Source organism: Thermogymnomonas acidicola (assembly GCF_014646795.1).
Lineage (GTDB): Archaea > Thermoplasmatota > Thermoplasmata > Thermoplasmatales > Thermoplasmataceae > Thermogymnomonas > Thermogymnomonas acidicola.
Genome location: NZ_BMNY01000001.1, coordinates 800,779 through 812,889, shown reverse-complemented (window position 1 = coordinate 812,889; position 12,111 = coordinate 800,779). Strand labels below are relative to the sequence as shown.

General features: G+C 57.1%; 10 protein-coding genes and 1 tRNA gene. 2 read left to right on the top strand and 9 right to left on the bottom strand.

The annotated features are described in order from the left end of the window. Nucleotides 1-40: 40 nt before the first annotated feature. Nucleotides 41-928, top strand: coding sequence for a hydroxymethylbilane synthase (gene hemC / locus IEW66_RS04120; protein ID WP_188680530.1), 888 nt, complete (start codon nucleotides 41-43; stop codon nucleotides 926-928). Beyond that, nucleotides 928-1,620, top strand: a complete 693-nt coding sequence (locus IEW66_RS04115; protein ID WP_194446411.1) for a uroporphyrinogen-III synthase — start codon at nucleotides 928-930, stop codon at nucleotides 1,618-1,620. Before hemC ends, IEW66_RS04115 begins: the two co-directional genes overlap by 1 nt. Here the strand turns inward: IEW66_RS04115 and IEW66_RS04110 are convergent. The 9 genes from IEW66_RS04110 to IEW66_RS04070 all read right to left on the bottom strand — a co-directional run bounded on the left by IEW66_RS04110 (nucleotide 1,618) and on the right by IEW66_RS04070 (nucleotide 12,103). After that, nucleotides 1,618-1,692, bottom strand: a tRNA-Met gene (locus IEW66_RS04110). The two genes, IEW66_RS04115 and IEW66_RS04110, sit on opposite strands and share 3 nt — an antisense overlap. Nucleotides 1,693-1,732: 40 nt before the next feature. Continuing rightward, nucleotides 1,733-2,296 (bottom strand): KH domain-containing protein, encoded by a 564-nt coding sequence (locus IEW66_RS04105; protein WP_188680528.1) that lies wholly within the window; start codon nucleotides 2,294-2,296, stop codon nucleotides 1,733-1,735. A gap of 70 nt (nucleotides 2,297-2,366) precedes the next feature. Next, nucleotides 2,367-3,125 (bottom strand): serine protein kinase RIO, encoded by a 759-nt coding sequence (locus IEW66_RS04100; RefSeq protein WP_188680527.1) that lies wholly within the window; start codon nucleotides 3,123-3,125, stop codon nucleotides 2,367-2,369. Further along, nucleotides 3,122-3,466, bottom strand: a complete 345-nt coding sequence (eif1A, locus tag IEW66_RS04095) for a translation initiation factor eIF-1A (RefSeq protein ID WP_188680526.1) — start codon at nucleotides 3,464-3,466, stop codon at nucleotides 3,122-3,124. Before eif1A ends, IEW66_RS04100 begins: the two co-directional genes overlap by 4 nt. 133 nt (nucleotides 3,467-3,599) lie before the next feature. Continuing rightward, nucleotides 3,600-4,031 (bottom strand): NusA-like transcription termination signal-binding factor, encoded by a 432-nt coding sequence (locus tag IEW66_RS04090; RefSeq protein ID WP_188680524.1) that lies wholly within the window; start codon nucleotides 4,029-4,031, stop codon nucleotides 3,600-3,602. 8 nt (nucleotides 4,032-4,039) lie between these two features. Next, nucleotides 4,040-5,578 carry a DNA-directed RNA polymerase subunit A'' gene (gene rpoA2 / locus IEW66_RS04085; RefSeq protein ID WP_188680522.1) on the bottom strand — a complete coding sequence of 513 codons (1,539 nt, stop codon included), beginning with the start codon at nucleotides 5,576-5,578 and terminating at the stop codon, nucleotides 4,040-4,042. Then, nucleotides 5,575-8,238, bottom strand: coding sequence for a DNA-directed RNA polymerase subunit A' (rpoA1, locus tag IEW66_RS04080; RefSeq protein ID WP_188681223.1), 2,664 nt, complete (start codon nucleotides 8,236-8,238; stop codon nucleotides 5,575-5,577). The genes rpoA2 and rpoA1 overlap by 4 nt, the downstream gene beginning before the upstream one ends. Further along, entirely contained in the window at nucleotides 8,238-11,843 is a 3,606-nt protein-coding gene (locus tag IEW66_RS04075) for a DNA-directed RNA polymerase subunit B (RefSeq protein ID WP_188680521.1), read from the bottom strand. The genes rpoA1 and IEW66_RS04075 overlap by 1 nt, the downstream gene beginning before the upstream one ends. After that, on the bottom strand, nucleotides 11,840-12,103 hold the full coding sequence (locus IEW66_RS04070) for a DNA-directed RNA polymerase subunit H (protein ID WP_075056274.1): 264 nt from the start codon (nucleotides 12,101-12,103) through the stop codon (nucleotides 11,840-11,842). Before IEW66_RS04070 ends, IEW66_RS04075 begins: the two co-directional genes overlap by 4 nt. Between the last annotated feature and the right edge of the window lie 8 nt (nucleotides 12,104-12,111).

The following is a 12,111-nucleotide window of genomic DNA, read 5'->3' as shown; positions in this document are numbered from 1 at the left end:
TCTGGGCACAGTTAATTAGAGTGGAACAGATACCAGGGGCGTGAGGGTCAGGGTGGCCACGAGGAGGAGCAACCTGGCCATGGAGCAGACCAGGGAGGTGCTCTCTGTCCTGGAGGAGCTGGGGCACCAGTGGGAGATAGTGGGCCTTGACAGCCACGGAGACGTGGACAGGAAGACCCCGCTGCACAAGATGTCCAGGACCGGGATATTCGTTGAGCTCCTGAACCACCTGGTCGCCTCAGGCGAGGCGGACATTGCAGTGCACAGCGCTAAGGACATGCCCTCTTCCCTGGAGCCCGGCCTTGTGGTCTGCCACACGCCGCCCAGGGGGCCATGGTGGGACGTCATGGTCACCGACAGCGGTATCGATGGCCTTGGGCCAGGCTCCAGGATAGGCACCTCAAGCATAAGGAGGCAGAAGGCCCTGTCGCTCTGGAGGCCAGACCTGGTCGCACAGGACCTGAGGGGCAATGTGGACACCAGGATATCCAGGATGCGCTCTGGCGAGGTCTCTGGCCTCATCCTGGCGGAGGCGGGCCTGCAGAGGCTAGGGATAGATGCGGTCAGGCACAGGCTACCCGACAGCATATTCGTCCCACAGCCGAACCAGGGGATCATAGCGGTTGTGGCCAGGGCCGGTTCCCAGATATCCGGGGAGCTGGCCCCGCTCTCCCATAGCGAGACCATGGAGTGCTTCAGGTTCGAGCGGCAGGTCTCCGGCAGGCTCAGGCTCGGCTGCTCTGTCCCCGCTGGTATACTCGTAAGGCCTGATGGCAGGCGCTACACCGTGGAGGCAAGGTTCTTTTCCATGCACTCCAGCGAAAGTGTGCACTTCCTGGAGAAGTTTTCCGATTCCGGGGAGCTTGAGGAGATATCCGGTGCGATTGCTGCCTCCATACCTCCCGGCTACGGGTACAGGGTCGGGTGATGGGCGTGAGGGTCCTGGCCATTACCAGGCCTGCAGAGAAGCCGTTCAGGTACACGAGCAACCGCTTCGACCTCGTGATGGTGCCGCTGACACGGATCTCTCCGATCGGTGACATACAGGCTGCCATGGAGAGAGCGATGAGCTTCAGGCCGCATGTGGTTGTGCTGACCAGCGAGTACGGTGCAAGGCTGGCACTCAGGCACCTGCCGGCCAGGTGGCTCAGGGAGAGGCTCTCCATGGCCATAGGCAACGCCACTGCCAGCGTCCTGAGGGAGGCTGGCCTCAGCCCCTTGGTACCGGGGCAGATGGACACCGACGGGTTAAAGAGGGAGATAAGGGAGAAGATACCTTCCGGTTCAAGGATATGCTTCCTCAGGAGCGACCATGGCAGGGATGTTGGCGACCTCTCTGACGAGTTCCAGGTACTTGATATCCCCATCTACAGGGTCGAAAGGCTGCCATGCGACTGCACGAAGATCCGTAATTCCTGGGGTGTGCTTGTGACCTCGTCGTTTGAGGCCCAGGCCCTCTCAGAATGCATGAGGGAGTGCGGTGCAACACCCATGGTGTTCGCAATAGGCCCTCCAACCGCTGCCACCCTCCGGTCCATGGGTATCGAACCGTCTGAGCCCATCGGCAAATCCGACATAGGTGGACTCATAAAGGAGATCGAGGAACTCTACGGAGAATAGCGGGGGATGGATTTGAACCATCGATCTACGGGTTATGAGCCCGTCGGGATTTCCTGACTACCCCACCCCGCTTCAGGCCCATATGCTTTCTCACAATATAATATTTTAGAGTTCAGCCAAAAGTTTCCTCTATTCTCCTGGCCTTCAGCTCGCCAACCTTCTGCTCCAGGAAGCGGTAGACGGTCCTGTGCCTCCTGCCGTTTATGAGCATCTCCACAGCCTCCTTTGAGTACTGAACGGAAATGTAGTCACCGATTATCGATACCGTGTCACCGTAGACTGAGATGAACGTGGATGTCAGCTCCTCTATGATCCTCCTGGTCTTCCCTTCCCTACCTATGATCCTGCCCCTGAGCTCCTCTATCCGCCTGGAGCCAGGCCTGGCGAACTCCCTGAGGGAGATTATGATGAGCTGCCAGTTCTCGTTGAACAGGTACATGGCCTTGCTGGGGTTGAAGCCCCGCCCTATGGCCTGCACCACGCTCTCGCTTATCACCGCCTTCAGGGGGTCGCTACCTCCTTCAATGGTCACCTCACCCTCCCTTGAATCAACGTGTATCCTGACATCTCCCGCCCTCTCTATGGCCTCCTTGGTCGCACCGTCCCGTCCTATCAGCACAGCCACCCTGTCCCTCGGTATCTTCACAACGATCAGCTGCCCCCCTATTTCGACCACCCCTAACGCATCAGGGAAACGTGATCTGGGAACGATCCACAATCAACGATGCTATTAATATTTTGACCACCTAGGAAGAGATGCCGAGCTGTGAGAGAACCTCGGCCGGATCGGCGTCGACACCCTGCTTCCTGAAGAATGTGCACACGTTGTGCACATCCCTCCTCAGGAAGTCCTCGGCGGATGGGTGCGTGGCCCTCACCGCCTGCGCCACGTCTATGAAGTAGGGCTTCCTCCTGTGGACGAGTATGTTGTACTCCGACAGGTCCGCATGCACCAGCTTCGCCTTCTTGTACATTGCGACCAGCTGCTCCACTACCTCACCGAATAGGTCGCGGGCGCCTTCGTAGTTCCTGATCTGCGGCGCAGGCCTCTGCTTGGTGCCCAGGTATGACATCATCATGACGTTCCTCTCGAAGTCAATGGGCCTGGGCGCCCTTACCCCAGCCCTCTGCATCTCAGAAAGGTTTGTGTACTCCTTCCTGCACCATATGTAAACGTACCTAGACCTGTCGATCCTCTCCTTGGCGAACCTCTGATCCCCCTCAATGTACTCCCATATCCTGTGGAACTTGAGCGTTGTCATCTTGAAGACCTTTATGGCAACGGGCTTCCCGGACATGTAGGCCTTGAAGACAACGCTCTCCTTCCCAGAGGATATTGGAAAATCGATGTATGGCACGGAGTTCCTGTGCATCAGGTCGTAGAGGGCCTGCAGGGTCCTCCTGTCAAAGACAAGCGATTCCGTCTTGTAGTCAAGGTCGTACTTTCTCCAGAACTCCCGGTCCCTTATGAGCCTCTCAAGGGCTGAAAGTTCCTCGTCGGTCATGCCTGCTTGAATATGTTGATGACCTCGGGGAGCATGTTGTTCCTGCTCAGGTAGTTGGCCTGGGTCTGGGTGTAGCGGTAAACGACGTCCGCTTTCTCGTTCTGGAACTGCCAGGGCTTCACTATGACCAGGTCACCCTCCTTGATCCACATCCTCTTCTTCATCTTTCCAGGTATCCTTGCCGTCCTGGTGAAGCCGTCCTCGCACATGACGGATAGGTGCGAAGCACCTGACAGCTTCTCCACTACTCCGAACATCTCACCCTTCTTCTTGTTGGGCAGTATCACCCTTGTGATTGCCTCTTCAGGCTCCTCGTTGCTCACATCATCGTCTCCCCTCATCCGATCCTCCCTGTGAGAAGATAGGATTATCCGGCTGGCCCTGGCACCCCACCGGACCGTGGAGTGCGGTCCCACCCAGGCTTTGGCATCGCGTTGTCATTCATATACCTTTTGACCCTTGCTGCTGCCTGCCTCACTGTTTTATGTTCAGGCTCCGGACGTTGCTGAAGTGTCTCTGTACCGCTTCCCTGAAGAGCTTTATGTTCCTGCCCTCCTTCCCTATGGCCCGGCCTATCTCGCCCTGGTCAACGGAGACCGATATGTCGATCTGGCCAGAGCGCCAGACCACCTCAACCTCCTTCACCCCGAACCTGAAGAATATGTTCCTCACGTAGGTGAGGAGGTCCCTGGAGTATTCCACGACCAGGATGTGCTTGTTCGTCTTCTCCCTCAGCTCCGATATTATGTTAGGGTTCTTCTTGAACAGGTCGGAGAGCCTCCTTTCACCCACAATGAACAGGATCATGTCCTCGTTCTCCAGGCACTCCCTTGTCTCCACTTTCCCGAGCTTTTCGAAAAGAGCAATGTAACCCATTATCCTGTTATCTATAGTTACCTCTTTCATGTGAAGCATCATTCTCCCTTGTTCTTACGCCTGATCCCCTTGTAGACAAGGTTAACCGCACCCGTCCCCAGAGTGATCGGCTGCCCCACGATGATGTTCTCCGCCACGCCTGACAGCGTGTCAACCTCGCCCAGGAGACCAGCCCTCAAAAGGTGCTTTGTCGTGATCTCGAATGCAGCCCTGGCCAGGACGCTGCTCTTCCTGCCCGATATGCCCTGCCTCCCCACAGCCCTCACTGCGCCGCTGAACGTCATGGTGTCCGCAACGAGCATCAGGTGCCTTATGTCGACCTCCAGGCCCTGTTCCTGCAGTGTCCTCTGCGATTCCAGGAATATTGCGTTCCTCGCGGCCTCTATGCCCAGTACCTCGGATATCTCTATTATGTCGTTCGTGTAAGTCCTTGTGGCATCGACCTCGTCTATCTGAAGCACTTCCTTGAGGTTCGAGCCCTGCGTGTATATGACCCACCTGTTACTCTCCTTCCTGGCTATGGCCCTCCTTATCTTCGGTATCCCCTTTATGGTCAGCTCCTTCAGGGATTCCTGGAGCTGGTAGAGCCTCTTGAATGACTCCTGCTGTGGCTTCACTATGATCTCATCTGTGTCGGGGTTCTCCACCACCGTTACGTTCTTTACCTTCTCGAGTGCGCTAAGTATATCCTGCCTGTCCACTATCCTCTCACGCATCTTGTCTGTGTCGGGCCTTATGTAGAGCGTCATCTCCGTGACATCCGTTACTATGTCCGCAACGTCCAGGAGTGTCGTGTTCTCCAGGCTCTTGACCACCGACATTACGACCTCCTCGTTCTGCTCGAACTCAGGCTTAAGGTAAACGGTCATCGAAGGAGTGCTGGGTATGCGCCTGGCATCCACTATCTCTATGAGCCTCGGTAGGCCCAGGGTCACGTTCATCTCCCTGACGCCTGCGAAGTGGAAGGTCCTCATGGTCATCTGCGTACCAGGTTCTCCTATGCTCTGCGCAGCGATGATACCCACCGCCTCGTGCGGGTCGATGTACCTCTTCTCCAGCTCCGCGGCAACCCTCCTGATGACCCTCCTGTACTGTTCCTCTGTGAGCCCCTTCCTCCTCTCCGCCAGCTGTTCCGCCAGGGACACCTGGATCTCCACGCCCATCTGCCTGAAGTCCTCCATTACCTGCCTTGCGCCATCGGATATGGCTCTCTCGTACTCGTTCTTCTCCTCTATTGTGGCTGGCCTTCTCTCAGCCACAGCGTATCCCTTCAGCTCACGGAGGCTCTTTCCGTCCTGGTAGAACTCCGAGATCGATATGGGCTCTATCTCCTCTATCCTATCGATCACCAGGATCGAGTGGAGCTGGTTCTTCCTCTTCGCCAGGTCCTCCTTCCCGCTCTCATACGGCTCGATGGACGATATGCTCACCCTCCACTTCAGCGTCTTCCCGTCTACGGATATGTAGGCTTCCCTGACCTCGCCCTCAACCTTGAACTCAACCGCGTACCTCACGGGGATCCTCGACGCTAGTTCGTTGAGCCTCTGCTTCAGCTCTCTCCATAGAAGGGCCTTCACTGTCCCGCCTCCACCTCGTCGTAGATTATGTAGTCTAGGTCCAGGGTGGAACCCCTGTCGCTTCTCGTGGGATCGACGCCGTCCTCACCGTACCTGAACTGTATCATTGCGCCCACGGTGTCCTGCACCCTCCTTGCCTCGTCCACCTTGAGGTCCTCGAAGGCGTTGATCAGCCTCCTCTGCATGTAGCCGCTCCTTGACGTCCTCACAGCGGTATCCACAAGGCCCTCCCTTCCCCCTATGCTGTGCATGAAGTACTCGAGCGGGTTCAGGCCCTGCTTGTATGACGACTTTACGAAGCCGTGTGCCATGGCTCCCATATCACCTATCCTGAAGTGTGGCAGTGTCCTGCCGTAGTAGCCGCGGTTGAGCCTGCCACCCCTGACCGACTGCTGGCCCACCATTCCGGCCACCTCAGATATGTTGAGCATCTTGGCCCTCGCACCGCTCCTAGCCATGATGACAGATGGGTTGCTCAGGCCAAGGTACTGTGATGCTATCTTTCCCGATTCGTCCCTGACCTTGCCTGTCTCGCTCAGTATCTCCAGTTCCAGGGTCTCCTCCACAGACCTTCCGGGCATAGGCTGCAGCTGGCCCTGCCTGTAGGTATCGATCAGCCTGTCTATCCTCTCTATGGCCTCCTGCGAGATCTCATCTATCCTGGCCACTGCGCTCTCCGGTATGTCGTAGTCGCTTATGCCAGTGGTGAACCCCCTCAGGCTTATGAAGCCAACAGCGAGCCTGGTCATCCTGTCTATGAACTTCGCAGTCTCTTCGGGCCCGTACTTCCTGAACATCTTGTCTATGATTATGCCGGAGAACGGGCCTATGGCAGCCTCATCTATCGTGCCGTGGACCATCCTGCCGTTCTCTATGACAACTTCCTTGTCAGCAGGGTCGTCCTCGTACTCGCACCTCTCCCTGGCGGAGGAGCAGAGCTTGCTCGTGAACCTCAGGTTGAGGTCCTTGGGCAGGATGAGCGAGAATATGTCCCTACCCCTGTAGTACTTCTTGCCGTCCACGATCTCTGCCTGTGGCATGCCCGGGACGTCCACGTAGGAGAGCATGTGCATGGTCTCTTCGGCAGTGAACCTGGGGTTGCCGTGGGTGAGGAGGAACAGTGCTGTTATGTGGTCGTGTATGCCGCCTATGATGGGGCCGCCGAAACGGGGTGACATTATCTGCTCCTGCACCTTCATTATGATCCTGGCCTCGGCCCTGGCCTCCTCCTTCTGAATTATGTGCAGGTTCATCTCGTCCCCGTCAAAGTCAGCGTTGTACGGGGTGCATACAGGCAGGTTGAACCTGAAGGTGTGGCCGGGCAGTATCCTGACGGTGTGGCCCATCATGGACATCCTGTGGAGTGACGGCTGCCTGTTGAACAGCACTATGTCGCCTTCAGTGAGCTGGCGCTCAACGACCCAGCCGATGTCTATCCTCTTGCTGTTCTCCTCGGCGTTCTGCGCAGTTATCTTTATCCTCCTGCCGTCTGGCCTGATGATGTAGTTGACGCCGGTGACGTACCTTCCCTGCTCATCCACGGGCTCGGGCCCCCTCTTCACCAGTTCGCGCACATAGTCAATGTTGAAGGCGTTCACCACAAGCGGCACAGTGAGCTCCCTGGCAGCCCTCTCTGGCACACCCACTTCGTTTATTGAGAGGAATGGTTCCGGGGAAATGACCGTGCGTGCGGAGAAGTTTACCCTCTTGCCCGAGAGGTTTGACCTGAACCTGCCCTCCTTCCCCTTGAGCCTCTGGACCAGCGTCTTCAGTGGCCTGCCTGACCTGTGCCTCGCCGGAGGTATGCCTGCTGTCTGGTTGTCGAAATAGGTCGTGACGTGGAACTGGAGAAGGTCCCAGAGGTCCTCTATTATGAGCTGCGGCGACCCGTTGTCCCTGCTCTCCCTGAGCCTCTGGCTTATCCTTATTATGTCAACGAGTTTGTGGGTGAGGTCGTCCTCGCTCCTCTCTCCCGTCTCTAGCGTTATGGAGGGCCTGACGTTTATGGGCGGCACGGGCAGCACTGTGAGGACCATCCACTCGGGCCTTGCCACCTCCGGGTTGAGGCCGAAGAATATGAGGTCCTCGTCCGGCACCCTCTCCAGCCTCTCCCTTATCTCCTTTGGGGTGACCTTTATGCCCACCTTCTCTTCCCTGAACGTTGTTGGCTTGTCCAGGATGAGCTTGCTCTGCTGTGCGCCGCAGTGTGGGCAGACCATCCTGGAAGATGCCAGGTCCGTGATCTTCTTCGACTTGATTGCTATTACCTCGGGGTCACCCTGGGCAAAGTTCAGGTTGCTCATCTCCTCCCTGTAGATCTTGATCTCGTCGTCCGTGAGCTTTATCCTGCCGCACACCTTGCACGTGCTCTCCAGGATCGTCTTTATCTCCTTCACGAAGCCCACGTGTATCACTGGCATGGCCAGTTCGATGTGGCCAAAGTGCCCAGGGCATTCATCAACGCGTCCGTAGCAGGTGGCACACTTCAGTCCCGGCTCTATGACACCCATGTGGAGGTCCATCAGGCCCCTCTCAATGGGGTAGCCGTCGTCATCGTATGTGTCGGCTGTGATGACCTTCACCTGGGACATCTTCCTGATCTCCTCAGGTGAGAGCAGGGCAAACTGTATCTTGTTTATCCTCTTCGAAATACCACTCATCATTTGAGATCACCCAGGGATAACCTCATCATGACACCCATGGAAGCGAGCTCGTCCCTCATCAGCTTGAAGGCATAGCTCGTCTCTATGGGGTGTATGTTGCCTGTATTCTCGCAAACCGGGCACTTCAGGGTGCCCTTCCTCCTGTCCAGTATGGCTATGTGGCCACACTTCGGGTTCCCGCACACGTAGAGTATCGTGCCGTCGCTCTGGTCCAGGAGGCGGTCCTTTATCACCATTGCCGCACCGTGCGCTATCAGGGTATCGCGCTCCATCTCCCCGAACCTGAGGCCTCCCTGCCTGGAACGGCCCTCCGTTGGCTGCCTGGTGAGTATCTGCACCGGCCCCCTCGACCTCGCGTGGAACTTCCCGGCAACCATGTGGTGCAGCTTCTGGTAATATATGACGCCTGTGAAGATGTCGACCACATACTTCCTTCCAGTCACGCCATCGTACATGACCTCGTTGGAGGATCTCCTGAACCCTAGCCTCTCCAGTGCAGCCCTCAGGCTCTGCTCTGGCTCCCCGCTGAATATAGTCCCGTCGACGAAGTCACCGCGCCTGGAGGCAACCTTGCCGCCTATCATCTCCAGTATGTGCCCCACAGTCATCCTCGAAGGCACGGCGTGGGGGTTGAATATGAGGTCAGGTATTATGCCGTCCTCGGTGAAAGGCATGTCCTCCTGCGGTATGACTGCGCCTATGACACCCTTCTGGCCGTGCCTGGAGGCGAACTTATCGCCAAGCTCCGGGATCCTGAGGCTCCTCACCTTGATCTTCACTATCCTGCTGTTGCTCTCTGAGACGGTGAGGAAGACGTTGTCCACAATGCCGGTCTCGTTGGGCCTCATGGTCACTGACGATTCCCTTCTCCTCTGTGGCCCCAGCTTCTCAGCGCCCTCCTCCAGGAACCTCGGCGGGGAGGTCTTTCCTACCAGCACATCGGAGCCCTCAACCTCCATCTCTGGGCTTATTATCCCGTTATCGTCCAGGTTTTTGTAGTACTTTTCGTCCCTGGCGCCCAGGACGTCGTGGGTAGGTATCTCGAACCTGTCCTCCTGGCCTCCCGGGTACCTGCGCTCCTCCGCCTCGTAAGTCCTGAAGAACGAACTCCTACCCAGACCCCTCTCCACAGACGCCTTGTTGAGTATGATGGCGTCCTGTATGTTGTAGCCCTGGTAGGAGAGGATCGCAACGACGAAGTTCTGCCCGGCTGGCTTCTTCTCGTACCTTATGAAGTCCATGATCCTGGTCTTCACCAGCGGGACCTGCGGGTAGTGGAGCACATGGCCCCTCGTGTCCGTCCTTATCCTGTAGTTCGTGGCTGAGAGGCCTATGGACTGCTTCGTCATTGCAGCTGCCATCGTGATCCTCGGCGAGGAGTTGTGCTCCGGATACGGTATTACAGATGCAACAACGCCCAGTATGAACGAAGGGTCGATCTCAAGGTGCGTGTGCTCCTCCGTTATCAGCTTCCTGGACTGGAACCTGCCGTGGCAGTACAGGCACTCAAGCGTTACCTTGTCGCCGCTGCTGCTGGGCTCGCCTGGATCCACCCAGTCCACCTTGCCACGGTACAGGTACTCACCGCATGACGGGCACTTCTCAGGCACGTCATAAGCATAGACCGCTATGTATAGGTTCTCTTCCTCCTCCGCATCGACCCATTCCAGGGCGCCCTTCCTCGTTATGTCCTTTATCGAGTACTCGCCTGTCTCAAGGCGCTTCAGCATGGTCGAATCGATGACTGTGTTTCCGTTCCTGAGGACGAGCAGGGGCCTCCTGATCCTGCCCCTGTCGCAGTTCACTATGACCTCCCTCGTGCCAGGGTCCCACCTCACGTTGACCTCATCGGAGATCCTGCCCTTCCTCCTCTCCTCCCTTATCCTGTTGGTGAGACCCTCTGGGTCATCGTGGTAGCCAACGAGGTCACCGTTCAGGTACACCCTGCCTGCGTTCGGGTTCTCCTCCATGACCTCCTTCACATCGAGGGAGCGCAGGAACTCGAGGACAGACTGGGGGTCGACGCCCTCGGTCACGTTGATTATGAGGGCAGCGTTCTTGACCAGGCCGCAGTTCTGGCCCTCAGGCGTCTCGTTGGGGCATATCCTGCCCCACTGTGTCGGGTGGAGGTCCCTGGCCTCGAAGTGCGGCTGCGAACGCGTGAGGGGCGATATTATCCTCCTCAGGTGGCTTATGGTGCTCACGTTGGAGACCCTGTCCAGAAGCTGTGAAACCCCTGTCCTGCCGCCGATCCAGTTCCCCGTGGCCATGGCGTGCTGGAGCTTTTGCGTTAGCAGATCCTGCCTCACGGAAGGCTTTAGCCTTATCTGCGACTTCTTCCTGTTGTATGTCCTCTCCAGCTGGTACTTGAGGTCCTTCATGACAGCCTGGAAGGCATTCCTGAACAGCTCATCCATCAGGTCTCCGGCCAGCTTGACCCTCTTATTCGACAGGTGGTCCTTGTCATCCTCCTTCCTTATGCCCAGGTGCAGCTCGAGCAGGGACCTCGCCATCCTGCCCAGGTATATCGCCTTCTTGAGCCTGTCCTCCGGCGAGTCGCCCAGGTGCGGGAGGAGGTTCTTGTCCAGCATCTGCGCAACCCTCTTCTCCCTGAACTCCTTGGCCTGGCCGGCCGCGAACCTCTTCTCCAGGTAGTTTATGGCGTCCTCCTGGTTGTTCACGCCGTTTGGGGGCAGGTTCTTCGGGTTCCTGGCCTCCTCAAGGTTCGCGTATATTATGGGCTCCATCTCCGGCACTGACGCAATGGCGTTGTGCACGTCCACATCCCTCTCCAGGCCAAGGGCCTTCATCAGGATCACGAGGGGGATCGTACCTGCCACGCTGGGAATCGTGACGTTGATAATGCCGTCACTGCCCCTCTCCATGGATGTCAGTGCCCTGTACCCGCCCTGCTGTGAGAATACCTTTGCCACCTCGACCTTGGTGTCGTACTTCTCCTCGTACTCCACCATTATCTTGTTTGGCGCAAGGTCCTCCAGCGACACTATGACCCTCTCTGAACCGCCGATTATGAAGTAACCGCCCGGGTCATCCGGGTCCTCGCCAACATACTGTAGTTTCTCCGTCCTTGTGGCGTTCACCGGCCCGTTGTTCTTCTCTATATACTGGTCGAGGTTGGTGCCGTAGAGCGTGCATATCTTTGACCTGACCATCACAGGTATGTCCCCAATCTTGAGCGTCTCAGGCTCCTTCTCCACGCCGTCCTCGACGATCCTGAGCTTCAGTATGACGGGGGCCACGTAGTTCAGGCCCCTGAGCCTCGCTTCATTCGGCGTTATCTGGTTCGAGGCACCGGAGGCCTCCTTGATCTCTGGCTTCTCAACCCATATTGTCTGTTCCCCAACGGGCCTGCCGTTCTCCCTGATCCTGCCGAAGTAGATCCTTATGTCCCTTCCGCCGGTCTTGCTGGGGTCGAGGACGATCACGCCTGGCTCATCCTCATCGGTAACCTTTGTCTCGTCCACAATGGCCTGCATGCCGTTGTCCGGGTCTCCCCTCTCGGCGTAGAAGTGGTTCATCGATTCGATCTGATGGTTGACTACACTCTCCCTTTTGAAGAAAACATCCACTAGCTCCCTCATCTGAAAACCTCACTCGTTACAACCCTGTAATATACAGCATATCCAGTGGTTGGGCTCTTCCTGATTATCTTAATGACCCTACCTTCCTCAATAGGGCCATTTATCTCCTCCAAAGCCAGCACCGCTGGATCACTCCTGCTTATCTTTGGCAAGAGTTCTTTTGATATCCCTAACTCCTTTAAAACCTTATCCTCTTCCTCCGGGCTGAGCAGGTGGTGCTCTGGCACCAGCTCGTGTTTGAGCACGTTGAACTTCGCCATTTCCTCAT